Origin of the sequence: Pseudomonas sp. B2021, from assembly GCF_018135665.1 — a bacterium.
GTDB lineage: Bacteria > Pseudomonadota > Gammaproteobacteria > Pseudomonadales > Pseudomonadaceae > Aquipseudomonas > Aquipseudomonas lactis.
Map to the genome: position 1 here is coordinate 5,683,104 of NZ_SMOF01000001.1, position 26,998 is coordinate 5,710,101.

24 protein-coding genes and 1 riboswitch are annotated in these 26,998 nt (G+C 60.6%); of the genes, 14 read left to right on the forward strand and 10 right to left on the reverse strand.

Annotation, left to right across the window (positions count from 1 at the left end):
• Nucleotides 1–62 precede the first annotated feature (62 nt).
• Nucleotides 63–2,060: a transketolase gene (gene tkt, locus E1K68_RS25720; protein ID WP_034133964.1), complete on the reverse strand. Its 1,998-nt coding sequence runs from the start codon at nt 2,058–2,060 to the stop codon at nt 63–65.
• Nucleotides 2,061–2,320: 260 nt separating this feature from the next.
• Here tkt and E1K68_RS25725 point away from each other — a divergent pair, with 260 nt between their 5' ends.
• From E1K68_RS25725 to E1K68_RS25745, 5 genes are all read left to right on the forward strand, one after another.
• A complete protein-coding gene (locus E1K68_RS25725) occupies nt 2,321–3,316 on the forward strand; it encodes a metalloregulator ArsR/SmtB family transcription factor (protein ID WP_003194962.1) in 996 nt (331 codons plus the stop codon).
• Nucleotides 3,317–3,335: 19 nt separating this feature from the next.
• On the forward strand, nt 3,336–4,526 hold the full coding sequence (metK, locus tag E1K68_RS25730; protein WP_003194964.1) for a methionine adenosyltransferase: 1,191 nt from the start codon (nt 3,336–3,338) through the stop codon (nt 4,524–4,526).
• A gap of 212 nt (nt 4,527–4,738) precedes the next feature.
• Nucleotides 4,739–5,089 carry a DUF1090 family protein gene (locus E1K68_RS25735; protein ID WP_034133965.1) on the forward strand — a complete coding sequence of 117 codons (351 nt, stop codon included), beginning with the start codon at nt 4,739–4,741 and terminating at the stop codon, nt 5,087–5,089.
• A gap of 95 nt (nt 5,090–5,184) precedes the next feature.
• A complete protein-coding gene (gene ligB, locus E1K68_RS25740) occupies nt 5,185–6,849 on the forward strand; it encodes an NAD-dependent DNA ligase LigB (protein ID WP_212614815.1) in 1,665 nt (554 codons plus the stop codon).
• 39 nt (nt 6,850–6,888) lie between these two features.
• The gene (locus E1K68_RS25745; RefSeq protein ID WP_003194970.1) at nt 6,889–7,284 is read left to right on the forward strand and encodes a DUF1090 domain-containing protein; all 396 of its coding nucleotides are present in this window, start codon (nt 6,889–6,891) and stop codon (nt 7,282–7,284) included.
• 6 nt (nt 7,285–7,290) lie between these two features.
• Here the strand turns inward: E1K68_RS25745 and E1K68_RS25750 are convergent, their stop codons facing one another.
• A complete protein-coding gene (locus E1K68_RS25750) occupies nt 7,291–7,740 on the reverse strand; it encodes a cytochrome c (RefSeq protein ID WP_003194972.1) in 450 nt (149 codons plus the stop codon).
• A gap of 129 nt (nt 7,741–7,869) precedes the next feature.
• Here E1K68_RS25750 and E1K68_RS25755 point away from each other — a divergent pair, with 129 nt between their 5' ends.
• Nucleotides 7,870–9,063: an MltA domain-containing protein gene (locus E1K68_RS25755; RefSeq protein ID WP_003194974.1), complete on the forward strand. Its 1,194-nt coding sequence runs from the start codon at nt 7,870–7,872 to the stop codon at nt 9,061–9,063.
• Between the two features lie 136 nt (nt 9,064–9,199).
• Here the strand turns inward: E1K68_RS25755 and E1K68_RS25760 are convergent, their stop codons facing one another.
• Both E1K68_RS25760 and E1K68_RS25765 read right to left on the reverse strand, forming a co-directional pair.
• On the reverse strand, nt 9,200–9,586 hold the full coding sequence (locus E1K68_RS25760; RefSeq protein ID WP_003194977.1) for an MAPEG family protein: 387 nt from the start codon (nt 9,584–9,586) through the stop codon (nt 9,200–9,202).
• A 29-nt stretch (nt 9,587–9,615) separates the two neighbouring features.
• The gene (locus tag E1K68_RS25765) at nt 9,616–10,449 is read right to left on the reverse strand and encodes an EamA family transporter (protein ID WP_212614816.1); all 834 of its coding nucleotides are present in this window, start codon (nt 10,447–10,449) and stop codon (nt 9,616–9,618) included.
• Nucleotides 10,450–10,553: 104 nt separating this feature from the next.
• Between E1K68_RS25765 and E1K68_RS25770 the strand changes: the two genes are divergently transcribed.
• Nucleotides 10,554–11,813 (forward strand): sodium:proton antiporter, encoded by a 1,260-nt coding sequence (locus E1K68_RS25770; RefSeq protein WP_003194982.1) that lies wholly within the window; start codon nt 10,554–10,556, stop codon nt 11,811–11,813.
• Here the strand turns inward: E1K68_RS25770 and E1K68_RS25775 are convergent.
• The 3 genes from E1K68_RS25775 to E1K68_RS25785 all read right to left on the reverse strand — a co-directional run bounded on the left by E1K68_RS25775 (nt 11,807) and on the right by E1K68_RS25785 (nt 15,190).
• A complete protein-coding gene (locus tag E1K68_RS25775) occupies nt 11,807–12,694 on the reverse strand; it encodes a formate/nitrite transporter family protein (protein ID WP_003194983.1) in 888 nt (295 codons plus the stop codon). The two genes, E1K68_RS25770 and E1K68_RS25775, sit on opposite strands and share 7 nt — an antisense overlap.
• A 71-nt stretch (nt 12,695–12,765) precedes the next feature.
• On the reverse strand, nt 12,766–14,685 hold the full coding sequence (locus E1K68_RS25780; protein ID WP_212614817.1) for a patatin-like phospholipase family protein: 1,920 nt from the start codon (nt 14,683–14,685) through the stop codon (nt 12,766–12,768).
• A gap of 100 nt (nt 14,686–14,785) precedes the next feature.
• On the reverse strand, nt 14,786–15,190 hold the full coding sequence (locus E1K68_RS25785) for a hotdog domain-containing protein (protein ID WP_003194988.1): 405 nt from the start codon (nt 15,188–15,190) through the stop codon (nt 14,786–14,788).
• A 199-nt stretch (nt 15,191–15,389) separates the two neighbouring features.
• Nucleotides 15,390–15,496: riboswitch (S-adenosyl-L-homocysteine riboswitch) on the forward strand.
• Nucleotides 15,497–15,517: 21 nt separating this feature from the next.
• On the opposite strand from E1K68_RS25785, the gene ahcY reads away from it, so the two are divergent.
• The 5 genes from ahcY (at nt 15,518) to E1K68_RS25810 (ending at nt 22,086) form a co-directional block, all read left to right on the forward strand.
• Nucleotides 15,518–16,927: an adenosylhomocysteinase gene (gene ahcY / locus E1K68_RS25790; protein ID WP_003194990.1), complete on the forward strand. Its 1,410-nt coding sequence runs from the start codon at nt 15,518–15,520 to the stop codon at nt 16,925–16,927.
• Nucleotides 16,928–17,105: 178 nt separating this feature from the next.
• Entirely contained in the window at nt 17,106–17,951 is an 846-nt protein-coding gene (gene metF / locus E1K68_RS25795; RefSeq protein ID WP_003194992.1) for a methylenetetrahydrofolate reductase [NAD(P)H], read from the forward strand.
• A 79-nt stretch (nt 17,952–18,030) separates the two neighbouring features.
• Entirely contained in the window at nt 18,031–19,113 is a 1,083-nt protein-coding gene (locus tag E1K68_RS25800) for a hypothetical protein (protein ID WP_003194994.1), read from the forward strand.
• 63 nt (nt 19,114–19,176) lie between these two features.
• Nucleotides 19,177–19,980, forward strand: coding sequence for a transporter substrate-binding domain-containing protein (locus E1K68_RS25805; RefSeq protein ID WP_212614818.1), 804 nt, complete (start codon nt 19,177–19,179; stop codon nt 19,978–19,980).
• Nucleotides 19,981–20,202: 222 nt separating this feature from the next.
• Nucleotides 20,203–22,086, forward strand: a complete 1,884-nt coding sequence (locus E1K68_RS25810; protein ID WP_003194998.1) for a DEAD/DEAH box helicase — start codon at nt 20,203–20,205, stop codon at nt 22,084–22,086.
• Between the two features lie 146 nt (nt 22,087–22,232).
• Here the strand turns inward: E1K68_RS25810 and E1K68_RS25815 are convergent, their stop codons facing one another.
• Both E1K68_RS25815 and E1K68_RS25820 read right to left on the reverse strand, forming a co-directional pair.
• Nucleotides 22,233–22,832: a YceI family protein gene (locus E1K68_RS25815; RefSeq protein WP_094773907.1), complete on the reverse strand. Its 600-nt coding sequence runs from the start codon at nt 22,830–22,832 to the stop codon at nt 22,233–22,235.
• A gap of 32 nt (nt 22,833–22,864) precedes the next feature.
• The gene (locus E1K68_RS25820; RefSeq protein ID WP_034116206.1) at nt 22,865–23,416 is read right to left on the reverse strand and encodes a cytochrome b; all 552 of its coding nucleotides are present in this window, start codon (nt 23,414–23,416) and stop codon (nt 22,865–22,867) included.
• Nucleotides 23,417–23,688: 272 nt separating this feature from the next.
• Between E1K68_RS25820 and E1K68_RS25825 the strand changes: the two genes are divergently transcribed.
• Both E1K68_RS25825 and E1K68_RS25830 read left to right on the forward strand, forming a co-directional pair.
• Nucleotides 23,689–25,095 (forward strand): adenosylmethionine--8-amino-7-oxononanoate transaminase, encoded by a 1,407-nt coding sequence (locus tag E1K68_RS25825; RefSeq protein ID WP_003195006.1) that lies wholly within the window; start codon nt 23,689–23,691, stop codon nt 25,093–25,095.
• Between the two features lie 137 nt (nt 25,096–25,232).
• Entirely contained in the window at nt 25,233–25,952 is a 720-nt protein-coding gene (locus tag E1K68_RS25830) for a 16S rRNA (uracil(1498)-N(3))-methyltransferase (RefSeq protein ID WP_003195008.1), read from the forward strand.
• Nucleotides 25,953–26,025: 73 nt separating this feature from the next.
• On the opposite strand, the gene E1K68_RS25835 is transcribed toward E1K68_RS25830, so the two are convergent.
• Entirely contained in the window at nt 26,026–26,943 is a 918-nt protein-coding gene (locus E1K68_RS25835) for a transporter substrate-binding domain-containing protein (RefSeq protein WP_003195009.1), read from the reverse strand.
• Nucleotides 26,944–26,998: the final 55 nt, after the last annotated feature.

The following is a 26,998-nucleotide window of genomic DNA, read 5'->3' on the forward strand; positions in this document are numbered from 1 at the left end:
GTGATCCAAATGTGGGAGCGGGCTTGCCCGCGATGGCGCCAGTACAAACAACGCAGACTGACTTAGTCTTCCAGCAACTCTTCAGCCTGACCCAGGATGTTTTCCAGGGTGAAACCGAACTCTTCGAACAAGGCTGGCGCCGGCGCCGACTCACCGTAGGTGGTCATGCCGATCACGCGGCCTTCCAGGCCCACATACTTGTACCAGTAGTCGGCGTGAGCCGCTTCGATGGCAATACGCGCACTGACCTGCAACGGCAATACCGATTGCTTGTAGCCGGCGTCCTGGGCTTCGAACACGCTGGTGCAGGGCATGGACACAACGCGCACGTTGCGGCCTTGCGCGGTCAGCTTGTCGTACGCCTGAACGGTCAGGCCCACTTCGGAGCCGGTGGAGATCAGGATCAGCTCCGGCTCGCCGATGCAGTCCTTGAGCACATAACCGCCACGGCTGATGTCGGCGATCTGCGCGTCGGTACGCACCTGGTGTTGCAGGTTCTGACGCGAGAAGATCAGCGCCGAAGGGCCGTCCTTGCGCTCAATGGCGTGCTTCCAGGCCACGGCGGATTCCACCGCGTCGGCTGGGCGCCAGCAATCGAGGTTCGGCGTGGTGCGCAGGCTGGTCAGTTGCTCGACCGGCTGGTGCGTCGGGCCGTCTTCGCCCAGGCCGATGGAGTCGTGGGTGTAGACGTGGATCACGCGCTTCTTCATGAGCGCGGCCATACGTACAGCGTTACGTGCGTACTCCATGAACATCAGGAAGGTCGCGCCGTAAGGCACCAAACCGCCGTGCAGGGACACGCCGTTCATGATGGCGCTCATGCCGAACTCGCGCACGCCGTAGTACATGTAGTTACCGCTGGCGTCTTCGGCCGAGACACCTTTGCAACCTTTCCACAGGGTCAGGTTGGAACCGGCCAGGTCAGCCGAACCGCCGAGGAACTCAGGCAGCAACGGGCCAAAGGCGTTCAGGGTGTTCTGGCTGGCTTTACGGCTGGCGATGGTCTCGCCCTTGGCCGCGACTTCAGCGATGTAGGCCGAGGCTTTTTCCGAGAAGTCGGCAGGCAGGTCACCGGCCAGGCGGCGCACCAGTTCGTTGGCCAATTCCGGGAATTCGGCGGAGTAGGCCGAGAAACGCTGGTCCCACTCGGCTTCGGCTGCCAGGCCTTTTTCCTTGGCATCCCATTCGGCGTAGATGTCGGCCGGGATTTCAAACGGGCCGTGGTTCCACTTCAGCGCTTCGCGGGTCAGGGCGATTTCCGCGTCACCCAGTGGGGCGCCGTGGCAGTCTTCTTTACCTTGCTTGTTCGGCGAGCCGAAACCGATGGTTGTCTTGCAGCAGATCAGGGTTGGCTGCGCGCTCTTGCGAGCGGTGTCGATGGCGGTCTTGATCTCTTCCGGATCGTGGCCGTCGACGTTGCGGATCACCTGCCAGTTGTAAGCTTCGAAACGCTTTGGCGTGTCGTCGGTGAACCAGCCTTCGACTTCGCCGTCGATGGAGATGCCGTTGTCATCGTAGAAGGCAATCAGCTTGCCCAGGCCCAGGGTGCCGGCCAGGGAAGCGACTTCATGGGAAATGCCTTCCATCATGCAGCCATCACCCAGGAATACGTAGGTGTGGTGGTCAACGATGTCGTGGCCAGGGCGGTTGAACTGCGCGCCCAAGACTTTTTCCGCCAGGGCGAAACCAACCGCATTGGCCAGGCCTTGGCCCAGGGGACCGGTGGTGGTCTCAACGCCTGGGGTGTAGCCGAATTCCGGGTGGCCCGGGGTGCGGCTGTGCAGCTGACGGAAGCTCTTGAGGTCGTCGATGGTGACGTCGTAGCCAGTCAGGTGCAGCAGCGAATAAATCAGCATCGAGCCATGACCGTTGGACAGCACGAAGCGGTCACGGTCGGCGAACGAAGGGTTGCTCGGGTTGTGTTTCAGGTAGTCACGCCAAAGTACCTCGGCGATATCCGCCATGCCCATCGGGGCACCGGGATGGCCGCTGTTGGCTTTTTGCACGGCATCCATGCTGAGGGCACGAATGGCGTTGGCACGCTCACGACGGCTGGGCATCGCTGATCTCCTGGAGTTTGCTTATAAAGAAACGGAAAAAAGGACCGGCATTTTCCCTCAGCCACCGCCTGCGGGCAATGACAGATAGTCACTTGTGAGCGTTTTTCCTGTGCTTTGGGCACCAATCCCTTGCAGAAACCTTTAACCGGTTCGTCTAAAGGTTATAGCGATGGCTTATAACCGCCACTTATCGATCAATATCAAAACTTTTTGATATTGGCCTTGCGGGGATCTACACCCGTCACTAGACTGCTGGCCTTATGAACCTACCCGTGCCCTCCCTGCGTCCTGACGACGGCGATGAACTGGCTGCCTTGTGCAAGGCCGCTGGCGATCCGTTGCGCTTGAACGTATTGCGCGCACTGGCCAACGATTCTTTCGGGGTACTGGAGCTGGCGCAGATCTTCGCCATCGGCCAGTCCGGCATGAGCCACCATTTGAAGGTGCTGGCCCAGGCCGACCTGGTGGCCACCCGTCGCGAAGGCAATGCGATTTTCTACCGACGTGCCCTGCCCCATACCGAACTGCTTGGCGGCAAGTTGCACGCCGCCCTGCTCGACGAAGTGGACAACTTGTGCCTGCCCGGTGATGTGCAGTCGCGCATCGGCCAGGTGCACGGGCAACGCGCCGCCGCCAGCCAGGATTTTTTCTCACGGGTGGCCGACAAGTTTCGCGCCCAACAGGACCTGATCGCCGGCTTGGCCCAGTACCGCGAAAGCGTACTGGCGCTGTTGGACAAGCTGAGCTTCAGTGAAGAAGCCACGGCCTTGGAAGTCGGCCCTGGCGACGGCGGTTTCCTGCCCGAACTGGCGCGCCGCTTCGAGCAGGTCACCGCGCTGGATAACAGCCCGGCGATGCTTGAACTGGCGCGCCAACTCTGTGAGCGCGAAGCCCTGGGCAATGTGCGCCTGCAGTTGGCCGACGCCCTGAGTGACACCGGCCTGCGGGCCGATTGCGTGGTGCTGAACATGGTCTTGCACCATTTCGCCGCACCGGCAGAAGCCCTCAAGCAAATGGCCGGGTTGCTGCACCCCGGCGGTAGCCTGCTGGTTACGGATTTATGCAGCCACAACCAGAATTGGGCCAAGGAGGCCTGCGGTGATCTCTGGCTGGGTTTTGAACAGGACGATCTGGCCCGTTGGGCCACCGCTGCGGGACTCGTTCCCGGGGAAAGCCTCTATGTAGGTTTACGTAATGGTTTCCAGATTCAGGTCCGCCATTTTCAGCGACCGGCTGGCGACACTCACCATCGGTAAATATCAGGAAAACATCGAGATGAGCGAATACTCCCTTTTCACCTCCGAGTCCGTGTCTGAAGGGCATCCGGACAAAATCGCCGACCAGATTTCTGACGCGGTGCTGGACGCTATCATCGCTGAAGACAAGTTCGCCCGTGTGGCGTGCGAGACGCTGGTGAAAACGGGCGTGGCGATCATCGCCGGCGAAGTCACCACCACTGCCTGGGTTGACCTGGAGCAGATCGTGCGTGACGTGATCACCGACATTGGCTACAACAGCTCCGACGTTGGCTTTGACGGCGCGACCTGTGGCGTGATGAACATCATCGGCAAGCAATCCCCGGACATCAACCAGGGTGTTGACCGCGCCAAGCCAGAAGACCAGGGCGCGGGCGATCAGGGCCTGATGTTCGGCTACGCCAGCAACGAAACCGACGTGCTGATGCCCGCGCCGATCACCTTCTCGCACCAGCTTGTGCAACGGCAAGCCGAGGCGCGCAAATCCGGCGTGCTGCCTTGGCTGCGCCCGGACGCCAAGTCCCAGGTGACCTGCCGCTACGAAGGCGGCAAAGTGGTGGGCATCGACGCCGTGGTACTGTCGACCCAGCACAACCCGGACGTGTCCTACGCCGACCTGCGTGAAGGCGTAATGGAGCTGATCGTCAAGCACGTGCTGCCTGCCGAACTGCTGACCAAGGACACCCAGTTCCACATCAACCCGACCGGCCAGTTCATCATCGGTGGCCCGGTGGGCGACTGCGGCCTGACTGGCCGCAAGATCATCGTCGACAGCTACGGCGGCATGGCTCGTCACGGCGGCGGTGCGTTCTCCGGTAAGGACCCTTCAAAGGTGGACCGCTCTGCCGCTTACGCCGGTCGTTATGTAGCCAAGAACATCGTCGCTGCCGGCCTGGCCGAGCGCTGCGAAATTCAGGTTTCCTACGCCATTGGCGTGGCCCAGCCTACGTCGATCTCGCTGAACACCTTCGGCACCGGCAAGATCAGCGATGACAAGATCGTCAAGCTGGTACGTGAGATCTTCGACCTGCGCCCTTACGCGATCACCACCATGCTCGACCTGCTGCACCCGATGTATCAGGAAACCGCAGCCTACGGCCACTTCGGCCGTACCCCTGCGCAGAAGACTGTGGGCGATGACACCTTCAGCACCTTCACCTGGGAAAAAACCGACCGCGCCAACGACCTGCGTACCGCCGCCGGCCTGTAATCGTTCGCGGTAAATAAAGCCCCGCCAGGCCTGCCTGGCGGGGCTTTTTGTTGTCTGCACGGCCACTTCGGGCTTTTTTGGATCCAAGGCTTGCAGGCCAAATGATGGCCCACTAGAATCCGCGCCCTCTCGGGCCCTTCACCTTACTTGGATATTGCACTGCGCCCGCCCGGGATGGATAAGCGCGCAGGCAATCGAACATTGAGGTTTTCATGCGCATTTGCACACTCGCCCCTGCCGCCCTTCTGCTCAGCCTGTTCACCCTGCCAGCCCAGGCCGCTGACCTGAACGCGCTGAGCGGCGCCCTGAGTGCCCAGCTCGGTGGCGGCAATGCCGGCGACTGCCAGCAGCAACCCAAAGACCTGCAAGCCAAGATCGACGCGGCCAATGCCAAGAACGATCTGTTGAAAGTGCGGGCCTACGAGGCTGCGCTGGAGCAGGTCAACAAAGCTTGCAACAAACTCGCCGACAGCCAGGCAAAAGTCGACGCCAAGCAGCAAAAGCAGCAGGCCAAGGCTGAAAACAACGACGCTGTGAAGGCCTTGGGCGGCCTGTTCAAGTAAACAGAAATACCCGGTAAAAAGCCCCGCTCGGTCGGGGCTTTTTTGTGGGCGCGTGGATCACTTAGGCTGGGCACCCTTTTCGAGCAAGGATGCTCATGATGCGCGTATTACTGGCTGTTCTCCTAAGCACCCTGCCGGCCTGGGCCTGGGCCGAAGCCTGCCCCGATGACGTTCACTCACAGTTGGAAACCTTGTCCAGGCAAATCCAGCAGTGGGACGACAGCTACCATCGACAGGGCCAATCGCTGATCAGCGACGAGCTCTACGACCAGGCCCGCACACGCCTGGCGCATTGGCAGGAATGCGCCCGCCAGCAGACACCCAAGGCTGATAACCCACTGGCCAGGGCGCGCGGCACCTTACGTCACCCGGTCGCGCACACGGGTTTGCAGAAGCTGCCGAGCGAGCCGGCCGTCAGTGACTGGCTCAGCACTCGACAGGATGTCTGGGTCCAACCCAAGGTCGATGGCGTCGCGGTGACATTGGTGTATCGCCAGGGCCGCTTGCACCAGCTCATATCTCGAGGCGACGGCCTGCTGGGTCACGACTGGTCAGCCTCCGCCGCCAAGATCCCCGGCATTGTCCAACAGTTGCCCGACGCCGTTGATGTGGTGCTGCAAGGCGAACTCTATTGGCGCCTCAACCACCATGTGCAATCGCTCAAGGGCGGGCTCAATGCGCGCAGCAAAGTGGCCGGCCTGATGAACCGTCGCCAGTTGAACGATGCCGAAGCTGCCGGGATCGGCCTGTTCGTCTGGGCGTGGCCCGACGGCCCGGCGGACTTCACCGAACGCCTGGCCACCCTGGCGCGCTGGGGGTTCACCGACAGTCAACAGTACAGCCAGCCCGTCGGCACCATCAGCGAAGCTGCGCATTGGCGTACCCATTGGTACAACGCGCCATTGCCCTTCGCCAGCGATGGCGTGGTGCTGCACCAGGCTGCGCGGGCACCCGCCGAGCGCTGGCAAGCCAGTGCGCCTTACTGGGCGGTTGCCTGGAAGTACCCGGCCATCAAGGCACTGGCGCTGGTGCGCAACGTTCAGTTCAGGGTGGGGCGCACTGGGCGCATTACTCCAATCCTCGAACTGGAGCCCGTACGGCTGGATGATCGGCAGATCACCCGGGTTAGCGCCAGCTCGCTCAAGCGCTGGCAAGCCCTGGATATCCGCCCAGGCGATCATGTGTCGATCAGCCTGGCGGGCCAGGTGATACCGCGACTGGACGAGGTGATCCTGCGCAACAAGACACGCGTGGACATGCAGGTACCCGACCCTCAAGACTTCCACGCCTTGAGCTGCTGGCAACTGGACCCCGGCTGCGAAGATCAACTGCTCGCCCGCCTCACCTGGTTGAGCGGCAAACACGGCCTGGCCTTGCCCCATATGGGCCGTGAAACCTGGAACGTATTGATCCAGGCGGGTCTAATCGCAGGCTTTCTCGATTGGTTAACCCTGGATGCGGCCGAGCTTGCTACCATTGAGGGGTTAGGCGAGCGTACCCGTGCGCGGGTGCTCGACAGTATTCAAAGCGCCCGGCAACGCCCTTTTTTACAATGGCTCTGCGCCTTGGGCATACCGCCAGCGGCGCGCAACAACCTGGAAGGCAACTGGCAGACGCTGGTCGCCAAAGACACCCAAGCCTGGCTGGCCTCAGATGGCATCGGCCCGGGACGCGCAGCGCAACTCAGCGCTTTTTTTCGTGACCCGCAGGTACAAGCCATGGCTGAAACATTACGCGCAGCCGGGGTAGATGGGTTTTGAACACCACCCGGCCACCTGATTGCGAACTTGGAGCTTTATATGAAATTTCTCGCCCCCTTTGCCTTGCTGACCGTCGCAGGCTTCATGAGCACGCCACTGTTGGCCGCCGAAGACGCGCAACCGCTCACAGGCTGCGCCGCCAAACGCCAGGCCATCAGCATCCAGATCGAACAGGCCAAGGCCCACGGCAACATCAACCAACAGGCCGGCCTGGAAAAAGCCCTGGCCGAAGTCACCGCCCACTGCACCGATGCCAGCTTGAAGAAAGAACGTGAAAACAAGGTGCTCGACGCCAAGCATGAAGTCAGCCGCCGTCAGGCCGACCTCGACAAGGCCATGAAAAAGGGTGATCCGGACAAGATCAACAAGCGTAAGGAGAAGCTGGCCGAATCGCGCAAAGAGCTGCAAGACGCGGTGGAAGAACTCGACCAGTAAAACCGATCAATGATCACGGAACTGTTTATGGCAGGCGCTGCAGGCATCTTCAACTTTTTGCACCGCAGGTTGAAGGTTGCTGGCTTTATAAGGCTGCACCTGGCTGGCGATCACCAATTCACCGGTGGCCGCCTCAAGGTCGCGAGCCAGTTGCTGGAACTGCGCCTGTTTTTGCCACACATCATCTTTGGCACTGGTGTGGTCTTCTTCGCGCACGCTCGGGAAATGTTTCCACGGCTCGTGGGACAACGCATCCAGTTTGACCGCACCCTCGGCGAACTTGGCGCCATCGAATGGGATACGCCCGCGGAGCATGCCGCCCAAGTCTTCACCGGTCTTGAGCATCTGCTTGAAGATCGCCTTGCGCTGGCCCAAGGGAGAATTGGGGTCAACACCGCCACAGGCAGACACCGCCAGGCAGGCCAGCAATACAACAGTCAATTTTTTTAACATCATCATGGCTTCAAGGTCACGGGAAACGGCGGCCAGTATCCTCGCACCGCCTACAAAGACCAATAGCCCTATTAATAATAAGGGTTGCCCGGATGCAGTGAAGCACGGGCAATCGTTTCAGGAACTACCTACATGAATGTCACCTTCAAACCCTGGGGCCGGCGCCTGGCGTGGGCTCTGCCGATGTTCGCGCTACTGGCCGGCTGCGATGGCGGTAAAGACCCCGGCAAACAAGTTGCCCAGGAGCCAACCAAACCTCACGCCGTTGCCACCTATGTGAGCGCACCGTGGGAAGCCCTGCCGAGCGTTTCCGACAGTGACTTGCTCGCCGGGTTTGAATCCTGGCGCAGCGCCTGCCAGCGCCTCAAGGCCGACCCGATCTGGGGCGCGACCTGCGCGGCCGCGGCCAGCGTACCGGGCGATGCCGTGGCGGTTCGCGGCTTTCTAAAGGAACACCTGGATGTCTTCGGCCTGCGCTCGGCCAACAACACGCCAAACGGCTTGATCACGGGTTATTACGAGCCGGTCTACCCCGGCAGCCTGACCAAGACCGCCACCGCCCACGTGCCGGTATACGGCGTGCCGGATGATCTGATCATCGTCAACCTCGAGAGCATCTACCCGGAACTCAAGGGCAAGCGCCTGCGCGGTCGCCTGGAAGGCCGCGTGCTCAAACCGTATGACGATGCCAGCACTCTCAACAGCCAAGGTTCCACCGCCAAGCCGATCGCCTGGCTGACCGACCCGATGGACCTGCAATTCCTGCAGATCCAGGGCTCGGGGCGTATTCAACTGGCCGGCGGGCGCCAACTGCGTGTGGGTTACGGCGACCAGAACGGCTACCCGTACCGCCCTATCGGCCGCTGGCTGGTGGAACAAGGCGAGCTGAAAAAAGAAGACGTGACCATGGGCGCCATCAGCGCCTGGGCCAAGGCCCACCCGCAGCGCATTCCAGAACTGCTGGCGAGCAACCCCAGCTACGTATTCTTCAGCGCCCGCCCCGACAGCAACGAAGGCCCGCGTGGTTCGCTGAACGTGCCATTGACCGCCGGCTACAGTGTGGCGGTGGATCGCAAGGTGATTCCGCTGGGCAGCCTGTTGTGGTTGTCGACCACCAAACCAGACGGCACGCCACTGGCACGCCCGGTCGCAGCCCAGGATACCGGCGGCGCAATCACCGGCGAAGTGCGCGCAGATTTGTTCTGGGGCACAGGCAATGCCGCAGGCGAGTTGGCGGGGAATATGAAACAGCAAGGGCAGATCTGGATGCTGTGGCCCAAAGGTGCGGCATTGCCCCAGGTGCCGGATGCGCCTGCCGGCACCTGACGACCGTTGGTTTTTTTGTAGGAGCGAGCTTGCTCGCGAAAAACTCACAGGCGCCGCGCTTACTCAGCAAGCACGCGTTATCGTTGACGTTCTTCGCGAGCAAGCTCGCTCCTGCAGTCGGGTTTGCCGCCCCCTCTTACATCGAGACGAAGAAGAAACTCGCAATCAACGCCATACCCACGGCCCATACCAGCGAACGCAAGATCGCCCAGTCCGCCAGGTAGCAGATGATGTACAGCAGGCGGCTGGTGATAAACAGCACTGCCAGCACGTTGATCGTCACCAGGTCGGCGTTGCCGGCCAGGTGCGCAACGATCACTGCGGCGGCAAACGCAGGGGTCACTTCGAAACTGTTGAGTTGCGCGCTATGCGCACGCTTGGCGACGCCTTCCAGGCTATCGAGGAAGGCACGCGGGTCGTGGTTATCCCGTGGCCCGAACTTGCCTGTACTGAACTTGGCCACACCGGTGCAAATGTACGGCAGAAAAATTGCGATCAACACACACCATAAAGCGACTGTCATCACCGATTCCTTTTAGTTTTATCCGACGGTTAGAGTTTCATCACCAACATGCCAATCAACACCAACCCACAGGCTATGAGCCGTGGACGGCCAAAAGGTTCTTTCAAGTAACGCATGCCGAACAGCACCACCAGGATCACACTGACTTCCCGCAGCGCAGCAGCTTCGGCAATCGAGCCCAACTGCATGGCCCAAAGTACCAAAGCGTAGCTCAACAATACGCACAGCCCCACGCTCAAGCCCAACCGCCACTGGGTGCGCCAGAACAGGTTGAAGGCTGCCCGCTTGCGCACCAGGGCCAGCAACGGAAACGGCCACGCGCTGACCAGCGTCAGCCACACCAGGTAATCCAGCGGGTGCGCCCAGCGCCGCAGCGCCTGCCCATCCAGAAAGGTGTAGCAGCCGATGCACAGGCCGATCATCAACACCACCGGCAGCATCGACCAGGGCAACCGGTCACCGCCGCCGCCCTGCCACAACAGGCACACCATGCCGAACGGGATCAGCAGGATCCCCAGAATCTGCTGGGTGCTCAGCACTTCGCCAGCAAACACCAGGGTCAGCACCAGCACCACCAGCGGCGACAAACCGCGCATCAACGGATACACCAGGCCCAGGTCCCCCACCCGATAGGCCTGGATCAATAAATAGCGATAGAGCAATTCAAACAGCGCCGAGGCCGCGATCCACGGCCAGATGTCCAACGGCGGCAAGGACACGAACCCCACCGCCACTACCACGAACAGCAGCGCCACGCTGTCCATGCAGGCGATAACCAAAAGGCGCTCGCCACTGAACTTGATCAAGGTGTTCCACGTCGCATGCAACAGCGCCGCTACCAGCACCAGGGCTGTCGCTACCACCCGAACCTCCTTAATTGATACGTCATGTAACAGCACCTGTTTATACTAAACCCCGACTCAACGCACCTCGTGCGCCTATATTCCCCCCCTTCCAAGGACCCCGGATGCTTGAACTTGTCGCCGCCTTCATCTGCCTCACCACCCTGCTCACTTATGTGAACTTCCGCTTTATCGGCCTGCCGCCCACCATCGGCGTGATGGTCACCGCACTGCTGTTCTCGCTGATCCTGCAAGGCCTGAGCGTGCTCGGCTACCCGGGCCTGGAAGAACGTATCCAGCAGTTGATCGGCCAGATCGACTTCGGCGATTTGCTGATGAACTGGATGCTGTCGTTCCTGCTGTTCGCCGGCGCCTTGCACGTCAACTTGAACGACTTGCGCAGCTACCGCTGGCCCATCGGCCTGCTGGCAACCTTTGGCGTGTTGATCGCCACCGTGGTGATCGGCAGCCTGGCGTACTACATCTTCGCCCTGTTTGGCTGGCACGTGAGCTTCCTTTACTGCCTGCTGTTCGGCGCGCTGATTTCCCCCACCGACCCCATTGCGGTGCTCGGCGTGCTACGGACCGCCAATGCTTCCAAACCGCTGAAAACCACCATCGTCGGCGAGTCGCTGTTCAATGACGGCACCGCCGTGGTGGTGTTTACCGTGCTGCTGGGCATCGCGCAGTTGGGTGAAACGCCCACCGTGGGCGCCACGGCCATGCTGTTTGCCCACGAAGCCATTGGCGGTGTGCTGTTTGGCGGGCTGATCGGCTATCTCGTGTACCTGATGATCAAGAGCATCGAACAGCACCAGATCGAAGTCATGCTGACCCTCGCCCTGGTGATCGGCGGCTCGGCCATGGCTTCGGAACTGCATGTATCCGCGCCGATTGCGATGGTGGTCGCGGGGCTGATCATCGGCAATCTGGGGCGCAAGCTGGCGATGAACGACATGACGCGTCGCTACCTGGATGGTTTCTGGGAACTGCTCGATGACATGCTCAACGCCTTGCTGTTTGCACTGATCGGCATGGAGCTGCTGCTATTGCCATTCAATTGGCTGCACGTGTTCGCGGCCAGCCTGCTGGCGGTAGCGATCCTGCTCTCGCGCCTGCTGACCGTGGCCCCGGCGATCCTGTTGCTGCGCCGTTGGCGCACGGTGCCGCGCGGCACTATCCGCATCCTTACTTGGGGCGGCCTGCGCGGCGGCGTCTCGGTGGCACTGGCCTTGGCCCTGCCCCTGGGGCCGGAGCGTGACTTGTTGCTGAGCATCACCTATATCGTGGTGCTGTCCTCGATCCTGTTGCAGGGGTTGAGCATCGGCAAGCTGGTCAAGCACGTGACCCGGGGCGAACCCCAGGCCACGCCTGAGCATCACTGACCCTTGTTGATCTGCTGCGGATGCCTCGGGTCCGCAGCCTTTTTACCTGGCAGGCTGCTTTCGCTGCGAACCTGCGCATGGCTGATCAGCGCAAAGATGAAACTACCACCGATGATGTTGCCGGCCAGGGTCGGCCCGGCGAAGACCAGCCAGAAATCCTTCCACGGCAACTCGCCGGCAAACACCAGGTAGGACACTTCCGCTGAACCGACGACGATATGGGTGAAGTCGCCCAGCGCCATGAAGTAAGTGATCAGGATGATAATCCACAGCTTGGCGCTCTCCATCGACGGGATCATCCAGACCATGGTGGCGATCATCCAACCGGAGACGATGCCCTTGGCGAACATCTGCGCGGGGTCGTTCTCCATGACCTTGCGCCCGATCTCGAGGAAGGCCAGGTCGGTCTTGGTATCGAAGATCGGTAGGTGCAGCATCACGTAGGCCACCAGCAAAGTACCGCACAGGTTGCCCACCAGCACCACCGTCCACAGCCGTAACAAGCGCGCGGCATTGGCCAGGGTCGGCTTGCTCATCACCGGCAGCACGGCAGTCAGGGTGTTTTCGGTAAACAATTGCTGACGGGCAAGAATCACCGCGAGAAAGCCTGCGCAATAGCCAAAGCTGGCGATCACCTTGAATTCCTCACCGTCCGGCAGCCGCGAATTGAGCAGGCCCATGCCCATCAGCGACAGGCCCATGGTCAGGCCGGCAGCCAGCGCCGACCACCACAGCGCGGCCACATTGCGCTCCAGCTCCTGATCGCCTTGGGTACGGATAATTTCGTGTAATACAGCCGCGCGAGGCGGCTGGTTGTCATCAACGTCCTGCTGCTCTTCCTGCGACAGGTTGGGGGTCTTGCCGTCTGCTTGAGTGGCCATGATGTACCAGAGTCCAAGGGGTGCCTGTAGCTACGACACGCCGCGACGATGGCTGTTCAGTGGCACCGCAACTAAACCGGAATACGCCAGGCCTTGGCCTGCTCCACAGTGGTAGAGCTCAAGGATGTACTCCAGGGTTTATTACGCGCCCGGTAGTGTTTGACGATGCCATCAAGCACACGGTTAAACTCCGCTGGCGTCGTCGCCTCGCCCAAATCACGCACCGCGCGTTGCAATAACTCTACGTTGGCAGCCGGCTGGCCAGGGCGGTATAGCGAGGGATAAATGACTTCGCGGATAAAATTCTCTGCCTTTACCCCAATATCGCGTCTTTGCATTTCGCCAACGGCGCTCGTTAACACCTTGGACATGCCTGAGCCATTGCCCGACGCCAGTTTGGCGCCCACCTGCAGCAGTTGCTGAAAATTGCGCTGGCCTGGCGCATTCAGGCGCTTGCCCAGCCATTCGATATCCTCGGGCCTACGAGCGAGGGCGTCTAGATTGCGCAGTGCCGAGGCTATTTTTGGCGTAATCACCAGCGACGTGCTGGATTGATTCGCCTCGGCAATCGCAGTGTCCAACGCCTGTAACGCCTGCTGTGCGTCCTTGCGAAAACGCAACGCCTCGGCGCCGGCCGGGTCCTTTTGCAGATCAACCTGCACGCTGGCGAGCATTTGATCATCCATAGCCATCACGGCGTCGTTCATCGAGGGGAATTCATGACGCTCACGCTCCAGCTCACGTTTTTGCAGATGCCCTGACACCGCCTGGCGGGCCTGGGACTGCAAATGCTGTTTCTGCTCAGGGGTCATGGTGAAGTTGACGGTGCCATTGAGCAGGCCGCGAAAGTCGCCTTTGCCCGAGTTCAGTGGCAGCGTTACCGTTTGCTCCGAATACGTTTTGAGCCGGTCATCCTGATAGCTTTCAGCCGCGGTGTGTGGCGTGCCGGTGATCGTGTCGACCAGGGAGCTGAAAAAACCTCCGCTTTTTGGGGGGGCTGATGGTTTGTCAGACTCGAACTTGACGATCAGGGCTTCGTCCTTGCCCAGGGGGCTTTCCGGGAAAGAACGCTCAATAATGCCTGGCGCCGGGGTATTGAGGAGCAAACCACCGTCCTGAAACGCCGTGACCTCTGAAGCAGCCTGAAACCCGTGGCCCTGTTCGGAAGGGCTCTTGAACAACCCAGGCAGCGCCCCCGAAATAAGCGCGGCGCGGGCGATATCCATATCCGGTGTGAGGCTGGCATTGAATGTCACCAACTGCGGGCGACCATCGAACATGCCCGTGCCGGTGATGTTCAGTTGCTTGATCGCCGGAATATGCCGGCTCAAAATTTCCAAGTCGCGAAACGTCGGCCCTCCGCCAGCGCTTAGCCGGTCGGCAATTTCCGTGACCTCGGGCGGTCGGTTTGCCGCTGGCATGCCCGCGATATGAGCGAGAACAGACTTACGTGACTCGTTACGAATCAAGTCCTCCAAAGGCTGCCCCTCGGTTTGCAGACGCGGCAACAGCGTCAGCAACAGTTGAGAGATGTTACCGGCCGGCCCAGGCAAACTGCCGGCGAGCTTGCCGAGCTTGGAACTGGCGTCCTGCAACCAAGACATGACCGGGTCTTTGCTGTTGAGCAAGCTGGGCAGGTCAAGGTTATTCGACAGTTGCGTAAAGGCCTTGGCATCCATGCCGCTGGCGAGCAGCGCTGCGGAAATCGCGCCGGCAGAAGAGCCGGAAACCACTTTGACGCCTTTGAGTTTGTCGGCCTCTTCAAGCGCCTGCACCATGCCTGGAAAGGCGATGCCCTTGGCGCCACCGCCACTGAGCACCAAGTGAGCAGGCGGCGGCGGTGACAGCACCACCTCCACACGTCCATCGCTGTGACGATAAATACTCAGGTTGCGCTCGCCCACACCTTTGACCAGAGGCGTCTTTACATCCTGGTCGGTGGTTCGAGGCAGAGGGGGCTGGTTTTCTACAACAGAACTGGAGACTTTCATACGCGAGGCTCTCTCTACAGGGTGTAGGCCTGAGTGATGAGAGAGCCTCGGATAGATCCATGTGAAATGATTTGGTAACGCAAATCACGCCGTGCAGTTGTTACTCGGGAAGACTGTCGTCCTTGAACTGGTCCTTCACATACTTGATTTCGGTACGGCCATGGGGCGCCGGCAAACCGTCTTCGCCCAGGTTGACGAAGACCATTTTTTCCACGGTCAGGATGCTTTTGCGCGTGATCTTGTTGCGCACTTCACAGGTCAGGGTGATGGAGGTGCGGCCGAACTCGGTGGCGGTGATGCCCAGTTCGATGATGTCGCCCTGGCGCGAGGCGCTGACAAAGTTGATTTCCGAGATGTACTTGGTGACCACGCGCTGGTTGCCGAGTTGGACAATGGCGTAGATGGCCGCTTCTTCGTCGATCCAGCGCAGCAGGCTGCCGCCGAACAGGGTGCCGTTGGGGTTGAGGTCTTCGGGTTTTACCCATTTGCGGGTGTGGAAGTTCATGATCACTCCAAAGCGTCTTGCCAAATGATGGGCAACATCATGGCAGAGCCAGGGCCCAAGCTCTATGAGCCATTAGCTATCAGGCCCATGAGCGATCTTCATGCCGCCGGATAGAAAGGCTTGGGAAGTGCCGCTGACACGGCTATAATCGCCTCCGCTTCAAAACGGTCATCTTCGATTGATACCGTTCTCCCGCCACCTGTCCGAGGGGCGCTGCAGCAGGTTCAACCTGTCAGGCTCGGATGGGGCGTTGTCCGGCCTGGTTGCCCTGGCCTGATACTAAACGCACAACGGCGCCCATTCGCACCCTACGAATGGAGGCTCTCTATGAGCGCTGTAATGACGCCTGCTGATTTCAATGACTACAAAGTCGCCGATATGTCCCTGGCTGCCTGGGGCCGTCGCGAAACCTTTATCGCCGAATCCGAAATGCCAGCCCTGATGGGCCTGCGTCGCAAGTACGCCGCTGAGCAGCCGCTCAAGGGCGCGAAGATCCTCGGCTGCATCCACATGACCATCCAGACTGCCGTGCTGATCGAAACCCTGGTTGCCCTGGGTGCCGAAGTGCGTTGGTCGTCGTGCAACATCTTCTCGACTCAAGACCAGGCCGCTGCCGCTATCGCAGCCGCCGGTATCCCGGTATTTGCCTGGAAAGGCGAGACCGAAGAAGAGTACGAGTGGTGCCTGGAGCAAACCATCCTCAAAGATGGCGCGCCTTGGGATGCCAACATGATCCTGGACGACGGCGGCGACCTCACCGAGCTGCTGCACAAGAAGTACCCGCAGATCCTCGATCGCGTCCACGGCGTGACCGAAGAGACCACCACCGGCGTACACCGCCTGCTGGACATGCTGGCCAAGGGCGAGCTGAAAATCCCGGCCATCAACGTCAACGACTCGGTGACCAAGAGCAAGAACGACAACAAGTACGGCTGCCGTCACAGCCTGAACGATGCGATCAAGCGCGGCACCGACCACCTGCTGTCGGGCAAGCAAGCCCTGGTGATCGGCTACGGTGACGTGGGCAAGGGTTCGTCCCAGTCCCTGCGTCAGGAAGGCATGATCGTCAAGGTCTCCGAAGTTGACCCGATCTGCGCCATGCAAGCCTGCATGGACGGTTTCGAAGTGGTTTCGCCGTTCATCAACGGCCAGAACGACGGCACCTCCGCCTGCATCGACGCAGCCCTGCTGGGCAAGATCGACCTGATCGTCACCACCACCGGTAACGTGAATGTGTGCGATGCGAACATGCTCAAGGCCCTGAAGAAGCGCGCCGTTGTCTGCAACATCGGTCACTTCGACAATGAAATCGACACAGCTTTCATGCGCAAGAACTGGGCATGGGAAGAAGTGAAGCCGCAGGTACACAAGGTTCACCGTACCGGCGCTGGTGATTTCGACCCACAGAACGATGACTACCTGATCCTGCTGGCCGAAGGCCGCCTGGTGAATCTGGGCAACGCCACTGGTCACCCAAGCCGCATCATGGATGGCTCGTTCGCCAACCAGGTGCTGGCGCAGATCTTCCTGTTCGAACAGAAGTACGCCGACCTGTCGCCCGCCCAGAAAGCCGAGCGCCTGACCGTGGAAGTACTGCCCAAGAAACTCGACGAAGAAGTGGCCCTGGAAATGGTCCGCGGCTTCGGCGGCGTGGTGACTCAACTGACCAAGACCCAGGCCGACTACATCGGCGTGACGGTTGAAGGTCCGTTCAAGCCGCACGCTTACCGCTACTGATCGGCCTTGCTGGCGCCGGCTCTTCTGTGGGAGCCGGGCTTGCCCGCGATGCAGACGCCTCGGTGTTCCAATAACACCGAGCTGATGCTATCGCAGGCAAGCCAGCTCCCACAGAAAGCCAGGCACCCGCATCGATTGCGTATGCCTTCCAGGCTTTCGAGTTTCCAAGGGTATGACCATGTCCCAAGACCGTCGCTACAGCTTCGAGTTCTTCCCGACCAAGACCGATGCTGGGCATGAAAAACTGATGACTACTGCCAAGCAGTTGGCCAGCTTCAGCCCTGATTTCTTCTCCTGCACCTACGGCGCTGGCGGTTCGACCCGTGATCGCACGATCAACACCGTGTTGCAGCTGGAAAGTGAAGTCAAAGTTCCCGCCGCTCCGCATTTGTCCTGCGTGGGCGACAGCAAAGCCGACCTGCGTAGCCTGCTGACCCAATACAAAGCCGCCGGCATCAAGCGCATCGTTGCCCTGCGTGGCGACCTGCCATCGGGTATGGGCATGGCCAGCGGTGAGCTGCGCTACGCCAACGACCTGGTGAGTTTCATCCGCGAAGAAAGTGGTGATCACTTTCATATCGAAGTGGCCGCTTACCCGGAGATGCACCCCCAGGCGCGCAATTTCGAAGACGATTTGCAGAACTTCGTGCGCAAGGCCAATGCCGGCGCCGACAGCGCAATCACCCAGTATTTCTTCAACGCCGACAGCTACTTCTACTTCGTCGAGCGTGTACGGGCGATGGGCGTGAATATCCCGATCGTGCCGGGCATCATGCCGATCACCAATTACAGCAAGTTGGCGCGCTTCTCCGACGCCTGCGGCGCCGAGATCCCACGCTGGGTGCGCAAGCAGCTGGAAGCCTATGGCGATGACGTCAAAAGCATCCAGGCGTTCGGCGAGCAGGTCATCACCGAGATGTGTGAGCAATTGTTGCAAGGTGGTGCACCAGGGTTGCATTTCTATACCCTGAACCAGGCTGAACCCAGCCTTGCCATCTGGAACAACCTCAAGCTGCCACGTTAACGCTTGCCCAGTTGTGCCAAGGCCCTCGTTCTGACGAGGGCCTTTGTCGTTTTACGTTACCCACGGAACCCCGCAGTCCATGAATACAGTGCCCCCGACGTCCCGCCCGCAACTGGTCTACCTGGTCTTCGGCGCCGACACCTACCATCAGGAAGCGGTATTCAGCATCGCCAGCGCACTGGCGTTCCTGCAGGACACGCCGGACGCGAACATCGACATTCAGGTATTCAGCGACAACCCCGAGCCTTATCGCTTGCTGCCGGTGCGCGTCCGACCGTTGGACGAGGCCACCCGCAAACGCTGGAGCGAGCCCCACGGCTATCACTTTCGCACCAAACACGTAGTGCTGCGCCAGGTGCTGCAAGAATCCCCGGTGGCACTGCTCATCGACACTGACACCTTCTTCCATCATTCGCCCATGGCCCTGTTCGAACGCGTACAGCCCGGCACCCTGCTGTGCAACGCCTTCTACACCAAATACGGCGACAACCACGAAAGCATCCTGTACACCGCCCTACGCCAGCGCCTGCTGGACATGGGCGTGGCTGACGATGACATGATGACCCTCAACTCCGGCGTCATGGGCCTGACCCAACAGGATGCGCACATCCTCGACCGCTCCATCGAGTTGATGGATGAACTGTTTCCCCATGCCCAGGGCGCGTACACCCTTGAAGAGTTCTGCCTGTCCATCGCCGCCTACCGCACCGTCAAGGTGCGCGAGTGCCCGGACCTGATCCACCATTACTGGAGCCGCAAACAGCTGTTCCGGGCCAAGGTCAAGGCGTGGATCGCCAAGCACGCCAGCGCGCCCACCAGCGCACAAGCCCTGGCCGATACGCGCCAGGTCTCCTCGCACCTACCGCGCCCGCCGCGTTTTCAGCGCTTGATGTACAAGCTGATCACCCTGCTGCTGCCCAAGCACCAGCAACAGTTCATCCGCGAAATCCTCTACGGCTGCTACGAACACGAAAACGAGTTCGACCAGGCCTGCGGCCCGGTGTGGTGGGACAAGGCCCGACAAAACCAGGAAGAACGCCAGAAGCGCCCGCTTGATGCCCACCAGCTGGAACACTGGTTCGCCAACCCCGTGGTGCGTTTGATTCTGGGTGAGCGCCGCGCCGCGATCCACGAACACCTGCTGAACGCTCCCGCGAAGTAAGACCGCCCGCCAATGCGCGTGCCAGAGCTTCTCTTTCTGTGGACAGCGTCGTAACCTCAGGGTATGCCCGTCTTCTTCAAGCTGTTCACCGCTGTGTTGTTTTCTTGCCTGAGCCTGGCCGCTCATGGCGAGAAACTGCGCATTGTCACCGAACCCTGGGCACCCTATGTCTACGAAGACAACGGCGTCATGGCCGGCCTGGATTATGAAACCACGGTGATCGTGTTCCAGCGCCTGGGGGTGGAGGTGCAATGGCAGTTCCTGCCCTGGAAGCGCTGCCTGGCGATGCTCGATCAGGGCCACGCCGACGGCGCGCTGGATATTTTCCACAGCCAGGAGCGCGACGCCTTGCTGCTCTATCCCAGTGAGCCGTTGTCGGAAGTCGAATTTGTCTTGTTCTATGCCAACGACCGCCCCCACCCCGCCGCCACCCTCGACGACCTGCGTGGCCTGACGGTCGGTGTTTCCCCCGGCTACCTCTATGGCGACGCGTTCAGTGGGTCCAACACCTTCCAGCGTGAACCTGCGCCCAGCCATGAAGCCAATTTTGGCAAACTCATGCTGGGGCGCGTCGATATGGTGGTGACTGACCGGCGCGTGGGGCACTACGTGATCAAGGCGCTGGGCCTGGAAGGTAAGGTCAGCCAGGCGTCGGTGGTGGTCAGTCGCCAGCAGCAATTTCTTGCGGTACGCCGTGGCGCAGGCATGGACCTGCTGGTGCAACGCTTTGCCGCCGAGCTCAAGCGCTTCAAGCAAGAGCCGGCCTATGCCACCTTGAGTGCTAAATATGGCCGGATGCAGGAGCAAACGGCACCCATACCACCTCCCGAACACGCCGTTGAGCAGCAGGAAAGCAGCGCGCAGTGATTGCTCTGTTATACTGCGGCCTTTCCGCCAGGCTTACGCCCGGCCGCTCGGGTCTTGAAAACGGCACCCAACCCAGCTACTGCGCAGCTTTGCGGCCCGCGCGAGCCGGTGGAGTGCCCGCCAGACGCAGCAGGACCGGACGGGGTTGCGCTCCCCTAAGCGCCATTCACGCCCGGCAAGATTATCCCTTTGGGCCAAGCCCTAACTAAAACAGGATTACTCATGTCCTTTGCTTCCCTCGGTCTCTCCGAGGCTTTAGTCCGCGCCATCGAGGCAGCGGGCTATACCGAGCCTACTCCGGTGCAACAGCGGGCCATTCCCGCCGTGTTGCAAGGTCGCGACCTGATGGTCGCGGCTCAGACAGGTACTGGTAAAACCGGCGGTTTCGCCCTCCCGATCCTGGAGCGGTTGTTTCCCAACGGTCACCCGGACAAATCCCAACGTCACGGCCCGCGCCAACCGCGTGTACTGGTCCTGACCCCAACCCGCGAACTCGCCGCCCAAGTGCACGACAGCTTCAAGCTGTATGCCCGCGACTTGAAGTTTGTCAGCGCCTGCATCTTCGGCGGCGTCGGCATGAACCCACAGGTTCAGGCCATGTCCCGTGGCGTCGATGTACTGGTAGCCTGCCCAGGTCGTTTGCTCGACCTGTGCGGCCAAGGCAGCGTCGATTTGTCCCACGTGGAAATCCTCGTGCTCGACGAAGCCGACCGCATGCTCGACATGGGCTTTGTCCATGACGTGAAAAAGGTCCTCGCCCGCCTGCCGGCCAAACGTCAGAACCTGCTGTTTTCGGCAACGTTCTCCCAGGACATCACTGCCCTGGCTGGCAAGCTGCTGCACAACCCCGAGCGCATCGAAGTCACGCCACCGAACACCACGGTCGAGCGTATCGAGCAACGTGTGTTCCGCCTGGCCGCCAGCCACAAGCGCTCGCTGCTGGCGCACCTGATCACCCACGGTGCCTGGGAACAGGTGCTGGTGTTCACTCGCACCAAGCACGGCGCCAACCGCCTGGCCGAGTACCTGGACAAGCACGGTCTCACCGCCGTCGCCATCCACGGCAACAAGAGCCAGAACGCGCGCACCAAAGCCCTGGCCGACTTCAAGGCCGGTACCGTGCGTATCCTGGTCGCTACCGATATCGCCGCACGTGGCCTGGATATCGACCAATTGCCACACGTGGTCAACTTCGAGCTGCCAAACGTCGATGAAGACTACGTGCACCGTATCGGCCGTACGGGCCGTGCCGGTCGTTCGGGCGAGGCCATTTCGTTGGTCGCGCCGGACGAAGAAAAACTGCTGAAAAGCATCGAACGCATGACCAAGCAGAAAATCGCCGATGGCGACCTGATGGGCTTCGATGCCAGCGCCGTGGAGGCCGAGAAGCCAGAAGCGCGCGAGCGTCCGGATGTGCGCAACCCTCGCAACCCACGCGGCCCCAAAGGCGATGGCCCGAACGGCGGCGGTGGTGGCGGTGGTCGTCGCGACAAAGGCAAGGACAAGGGCAAGGAAAAATCCGCGACCAGCAGCCGTGGCGAACGCCCGGCCCGTGAGCAGAAGCCCCGTGAAGGTACCCCGGCCCGCGAACAGCGCCAGCCGAGCCAGCCACCACGCGCCGCGGCCGACCGTGCCCCGGACGAGTTCCTTGACGACGATATCGATAACTTCGGTAACCGCGTCGACTACGTACCCCAGGCCAAACCAGCCCAGGGCCGTGGCCGTCGTCCAGGGGCTCCGGCCCAGGGCGCAGGCGCTCCACGTAGCGGCCAGCCACAGGGCGGTCGCCAGAACGCCCCGCGCAACAGCAGCGGCGGCACCACCGGTACCCCGCCTGCCAAGCGCAGCGGCCCGCGTAATGGCGCACCGCGTGACGGCCAGGCCCGTCGCGAAGACTCGCGCAGCAACAACCGCCGCCCGGCCCGTGACGATCAGCCTCGCTCGTCCGAGCCTGCGGTACAAAACCCGCGCGGTGGCCCGGCGCCGAAGATCATCCACAAGGAGTCGAAAGCAGATCGCTTCCCGACACCTGAGCAGTTGGACCAACTGCCAGGCCGTCCTCGTGGTGAGAAACCAGCGCTGCTGACTCGCAACCGCGAGGCATAAAAAAAACCCGTATCGCGAGATACGGGTTTTTTTTGCCTGTAGGAGCGAGCTAGCTCGCGAAGGTCGTCAACGATAACGCGGGCATCCCGGTTTAACGCGGTGCACTTGCGGCCTTCGCGAGCAAGCTCGCTCCTACATACGAAGCATTACTTCGCTTTCACACCTTCAAAGGTGATGTACAGCTCAACAGCGTCGGACTGTGGGCCTACGTCCATGCCAGCCGGGAAGAACTCTTTGCGGCTGATCGAGGTGGTGCCTTCAAAGCCGGCACGGTAGCCGCCCCATGGATCCTTGCCTTCGCCAAGGAACGTGGCCTTGACCACAACAGGCTTGGTCACGCCGTGGAAGGTCAGGTCGCCAGTTACATCGGCAGTCTGCTTGCCATCAGCGTTCTTGCCGGTTGGCTTGACGCTGGTGGAGACGAACTTGGCATCAGGGAATTTGCCCGCATCCAGGAAGTCCTTGCTGGTGACGTGCTTGTCGCGCTCGGCGTGGTTGGAGAACACGCTGGCGGTGCGAACATTCACTTCCACCTTGGCGTCTTCAGGCTTGGCAGCGTCAAAGCTGAACTTGCCGTCCAGGTCCTTGAAGGTGCCGGTGATGTAGCTGTAGCCCAGGTGGCTGATTTTGAAATCGACGAAGGCGTGCTGGCCTTCCTTGTCGATCACATAGTCAGCGGCCATCGCCGAACCTGCGGACAGCAGTGCAGAACCGATTGCCAGCGCAGCGAGTGTTTTTTTCAACATGCTTTCTATTCCTTGTGAGTCGAGGTTGAACATCAGGCTTTGCGTCCCAGCATTCGCGTAAGGGTCGCATCACGATCGATAAAATGGTGTTTCAGTGCCGCCACGCCGTGCAAGCCGGCGAAGACCACCAACACCCAGGCCAGGTACAGGTGCACCCAACCCGCGGTATCTGCCTGGTCCGGTAGACCGGAAACCACGGCAGGAATTTCAAACAGGCCAAACACCGGGATACCGACACCGTCTGCGGTGGAAATCAGGTAACCGGCAATCATCACGGCAAACAGCCCAACATAAAGGAACGCGTGCCCAAATGCGGCACCGATCCGCGTCATGCGGCTATAGCTGGCCAGCGGTGGCGGCGGCGGGCTGACCAGGCGCCAGACGATCCGCACCAGCATGATGGCGAACAGCGTGATGCCAATGCTCTTGTGCAAGTCGGGCGCATCTTTGCGCCAAGCGCTGTAGTAATCGAGACCGACCATCCACAGGCCCAAGGCAAACAAACCGAACACCACCAGGGCTACGCCCCAGTGCAGAACCATGCTGACCCAACCATAGCGGGCCGGCGAATTACGTAGCTGCATGTACTTAATCCCGTAAGAACTGTGCCCAAGACTAGCGCTTTACCTATCGAATTAAAGCGGAAAATTTTGCTTTGAAATATCGAGAAATACGATAAAGAGGCTAGGCATCATAAATTAACAAGGGATTAAGACTATCCCTGGGAAACGTGACAGACCGTCCTGCATTTACTGCCAATTTCCGCACAATGGCTTGTGACCCAAGCCACCATTGCATAGGCTTGCGCGATTGTTTCGCCTGCGCCCGCCGCAGGACCGCTTCGAGGAGATCACCGATGGGCTTGAACAACCAGTGGATGCAACGCGACCTCGCGGTGCTGTGGCATCCCTGCACCCAGATGAAAGACCACCAGCAATTGCCGCTGGTGCCCATCAAGCGCGGTGAAGGCGTATGGCTGGAAGACTTCGAAGGCAAGCGCTATCTCGATGCCGTCAGTTCCTGGTGGGTCAACGTATTCGGCCATGCCAACCCGCGTATCAACCAGCGCATCAAGGACCAGGTCGATCAGCTGGAACACGTGATCCTCGCTGGTTTCAGCCATCAACCGGTGATCGAGTTGTCCGAACGCCTGGTCGCAATGACGCCCGAAGGGCTGACCCGCTGCTTCTACGCCGACAACGGTTCGTCCTGCATCGAAGTGGCGCTGAAGATGAGCTTTCACTACTGGCTCAACCGCGGCCAGCCGAATAAAAAGCGCTTCGTCACCCTCACCAACAGCTACCACGGCGAAACCATCGCCGCGATGTCGGTGGGCGACGTGCCGCTGTTTACCGAGACCTACAAGGCGCTGCTGCTCGACACGATCAAGGTGCCGAGCCCGGACTGCTACCTGCGCCCTGAAGGCATGAGCTGGGAAGAACACTCGCGCACTATGTTCCTGGCCATGGAACAGACCCTGGCCGAGCATCACGACACCGTTGCCGCCGTGATTGTCGAACCGCTGATCCAGGGCGCCGGTGGCATGCGCATGTACCACCCGGTGTACCTCAAGCTGCTGCGCGAAGCCTGCGACCGCTATGGCGTGCACTTGATCCACGACGAGATCGCTGTGGGCTTTGGCCGCACCGGCAGTATGTTTGCCTGTGAACAAGCCGGCATCCGCCCGGACTTCCTGTGCTTGTCCAAGGCCCTCACCGGCGGTTACCTGCCGCTGGCCGCGGTGGTCACCACCGAAGAGGTCTACAGCGCGTTCTACGATGACTACCCCACACTGCGTGCGTTCCTGCACTCTCACAGCTACACCGGCAACCCGCTGGCCTGTGCGGCGGCGTTGGCAACGCTGGATATCTTTGAAGAAGACAACGTCATCGAGAACAACAAGGCCTTGGCCCAGCGCATGGCCACCGCCACCACGCACTTGGTGGACCACCCTCACGTATCCGAAGTGCGCCAGACCGGCATGGTGCTGGCCATCGAGATGGTGCAGGACAAAGCCACCAAAGCCGCCTACCCATGGCAGGAGCGCCGTGGCCTGAAGGTCTTCGAGCACGCGTTGGAACGTGGTGCGTTGTTGCGGCCGTTGGGCAGCGTGGTGTATTTCCTGCCGCCGTATGTGATTACACCCGAACAGATCGACTTTCTGGCCGAAGTGGCCAGCGAAGGCATCGATATCGCCACTAACAGCAAGGTCAGTGTGGCGGTGCCGAAAGACTTCCACCCAGGCTTCCGAGACCCGGGTTGATTGCCCAAATCCTTGTAGGAGCGAGCTTGCTCGCGAAGGTATTCCAGGCGCACCGCTGCGTCGGATGTACATTTTTCGCGAGCAAGAACTAGGCGTCCCCCTCGCTCCTACGTAAACAACCTCTTCAGAGAACAGAAATGAGACTGTCCCGCTTTTTCACCGACGCCCCGCTGAGCCTCGGTGACCACGAATTGCCCGAAGCCCAGGCGCATTACATCAGCCGCGTGCTGCGCATGGGTGAAGGCGATGCCGTGCAATTGTTCGACGGCTCCGGCCAGGAGTTTCGTGGCACCTTGCTGGAAGTCGGTAAAAAACGCGTCACCGTGCAACTCACGGAAAGCTTTGCCGGCCAGGCCGAATCTCCCCTGCACATTCACCTCGGCCAGGGCCTGTCCCGGGGCGAGCGCATGGATTGGGCGATCCAGAAGGCCACTGAACTGGGCGTCAACGCGATCACACCGATCTTCAGCGACCGCTGCGAAGTGCGCCTCAAGGACGAACGCGCCGACAAACGCTTGCTGCACTGGCGCCAGGTGGCAATCAGCGCGTGCGAGCAATGTGGGCGTTCGACGGTGCCGGTGATACACCCACCGCTCTTGCTGGCCGACTGGCTCAAGCAAACCGAGGCGGATTTGAAGCTGGTGCTGCACCCGGTGGCAGAGCCGATGATCAGCCACGCCAAGCCATCGAGCCTGGCGTTTTTGATCGGCCCCGAGGGTGGGCTGACGGACAACGAAGTCGAAACGGCCCAGAGTGCAGGCTTCCACGCCGCCCGCCTCGGCCCGCGGGTATTGCGTACCGAAACCGCGCCTGTCGTCGCGCTGGCAGTCGCCCAGCAATTGTGGGGCGACTTCTAACCTCACCCTGTAAACCCAATCAACTGTGGAGCAGGCAAGCCAGCTCCCACAGTTTGATCGGGTTAGCACTTGCTCATTCCACCGGGTCACTCACCGGCTTGGCGATGATCGCCTTCAACTCGCTGGTCATCGGGAACTCCAGGTTCAAGCCCTTGGGCGGAATCGGCTGCTCGAACCAGCGCTGGTAAATCTCGTTGATTTCCCCCGAGCGGTACAGGTCGCCCAGGGTTTCGTTGACCACCGCGAGGAACTGCGGGTCATCCTTGCGCACCATGCAGCTGTAGATCTCCCGCGACTGTCCCTTGCCTACCACCACCCAATGATGCGGGTCCCTGGCCTTGGCGCGCTCGCCGTAAAGCAGGGCGTCATCCATATAGAACGCTACCGCCCGACCGGTTTCGAGCATCTTGAACGCTTCGCCATGATCCCTGGCGCTGATCACGAACATATTGCTCTGATGCTCGGCGTTATAGCGTTTGAGAAACCGCTCGTTGGTAGTGCCGGCGGTAGTCACTACGTGCTTGCCCTTGAGGTCAGAAAAGCCATTGATGCCACTGTCCTTGGCCGTCAATAACTGCCCTTTCACATAGATAAACCCATAGGAAAACGCCACCTGCTTCTGTCGCTCGGCTGTCACCCCAGTGGAGCCACACTCCAGGTCGACGGTGCCGTTCTGCACCAATGGAATGCGGGTCTGGGACGTCACCAGGCGATACTTCACCCGCAACTTCGGCAGGCCGGTTTTTTCCCGAAGGCGCTCGATGATCCTGTGCGTGAGGTCCACCGAATAGCCCATTGGCCTGCCGCTCTGATCGCCTATATACGAGAACGGCACTGACGCATCGCGATAGCCGACAGAAATTTGTTGGGTGGTGGTGATTTTTTTCAAGGTTGCGCTGAAGTCGTCCGCCAGCGCCAGATGCCCTCCCAGCACCAGCGAAACGAAAGCACATGCCTTGAAAACGCGACAGGCAACCACTTTTCCTGGCATCAGGCGGTACCACTGGCCACGGGCCGGGCTGCCGTTCGAGCCGGTGTCACGCCTA

What these genes read in the sequence shown, in the direction of transcription:
- E1K68_RS25820 (WP_034116206.1), bottom strand. Translation starts at nt 23,416, where the DNA reads ATGCAGCTACGTAATTCGCCGGCCCGCTATGGTTGGGTCAGCATGGTT.
- E1K68_RS25745 (WP_003194970.1), top strand. Translation starts at nt 6,889, where the DNA reads ATGAAATTTCTCGCCCCCTTTGCCTTGCTGACCGTCGCAGGCTTCATG.
- E1K68_RS25735 (WP_034133965.1), top strand. Translation starts at nt 4,739, where the DNA reads ATGCGCATTTGCACACTCGCCCCTGCCGCCCTTCTGCTCAGCCTGTTC.
- E1K68_RS25810 (WP_003194998.1), top strand. Translation starts at nt 20,203, where the DNA reads ATGTCCTTTGCTTCCCTCGGTCTCTCCGAGGCTTTAGTCCGCGCCATC.
- E1K68_RS25830 (WP_003195008.1), top strand. Translation starts at nt 25,233, where the DNA reads ATGAGACTGTCCCGCTTTTTCACCGACGCCCCGCTGAGCCTCGGTGAC.
- E1K68_RS25750 (WP_003194972.1), bottom strand. Translation starts at nt 7,740, where the DNA reads ATGATGTTAAAAAAATTGACTGTTGTATTGCTGGCCTGCCTGGCGGTG.
- E1K68_RS25725 (WP_003194962.1), top strand. Translation starts at nt 2,321, where the DNA reads ATGAACCTACCCGTGCCCTCCCTGCGTCCTGACGACGGCGATGAACTG.
- E1K68_RS25800 (WP_003194994.1), top strand. Translation starts at nt 18,031, where the DNA reads ATGAATACAGTGCCCCCGACGTCCCGCCCGCAACTGGTCTACCTGGTC.
- E1K68_RS25760 (WP_003194977.1), bottom strand. Translation starts at nt 9,586, where the DNA reads ATGACAGTCGCTTTATGGTGTGTGTTGATCGCAATTTTTCTGCCGTAC.
- metK (WP_003194964.1), top strand. Translation starts at nt 3,336, where the DNA reads ATGAGCGAATACTCCCTTTTCACCTCCGAGTCCGTGTCTGAAGGGCAT.
- tkt (WP_034133964.1), bottom strand. Translation starts at nt 2,060, where the DNA reads ATGCCCAGCCGTCGTGAGCGTGCCAACGCCATTCGTGCCCTCAGCATG.
- E1K68_RS25770 (WP_003194982.1), top strand. Translation starts at nt 10,554, where the DNA reads ATGCTTGAACTTGTCGCCGCCTTCATCTGCCTCACCACCCTGCTCACT.
- E1K68_RS25815 (WP_094773907.1), bottom strand. Translation starts at nt 22,832, where the DNA reads ATGTTGAAAAAAACACTCGCTGCGCTGGCAATCGGTTCTGCACTGCTG.
- E1K68_RS25780 (WP_212614817.1), bottom strand. Translation starts at nt 14,685, where the DNA reads ATGAAAGTCTCCAGTTCTGTTGTAGAAAACCAGCCCCCTCTGCCTCGA.
- E1K68_RS25785 (WP_003194988.1), bottom strand. Translation starts at nt 15,190, where the DNA reads ATGAACTTCCACACCCGCAAATGGGTAAAACCCGAAGACCTCAACCCC.
- E1K68_RS25805 (WP_212614818.1), top strand. Translation starts at nt 19,177, where the DNA reads ATGCCCGTCTTCTTCAAGCTGTTCACCGCTGTGTTGTTTTCTTGCCTG.
- E1K68_RS25775 (WP_003194983.1), bottom strand. Translation starts at nt 12,694, where the DNA reads ATGGCCACTCAAGCAGACGGCAAGACCCCCAACCTGTCGCAGGAAGAG.
- E1K68_RS25825 (WP_003195006.1), top strand. Translation starts at nt 23,689, where the DNA reads ATGGGCTTGAACAACCAGTGGATGCAACGCGACCTCGCGGTGCTGTGG.
- metF (WP_003194992.1), top strand. Translation starts at nt 17,106, where the DNA reads ATGTCCCAAGACCGTCGCTACAGCTTCGAGTTCTTCCCGACCAAGACC.
- ahcY (WP_003194990.1), top strand. Translation starts at nt 15,518, where the DNA reads ATGAGCGCTGTAATGACGCCTGCTGATTTCAATGACTACAAAGTCGCC.
- E1K68_RS25835 (WP_003195009.1), bottom strand. Translation starts at nt 26,943, where the DNA reads ATGCCAGGAAAAGTGGTTGCCTGTCGCGTTTTCAAGGCATGTGCTTTC.
- E1K68_RS25755 (WP_003194974.1), top strand. Translation starts at nt 7,870, where the DNA reads ATGAATGTCACCTTCAAACCCTGGGGCCGGCGCCTGGCGTGGGCTCTG.
- ligB (WP_212614815.1), top strand. Translation starts at nt 5,185, where the DNA reads ATGATGCGCGTATTACTGGCTGTTCTCCTAAGCACCCTGCCGGCCTGG.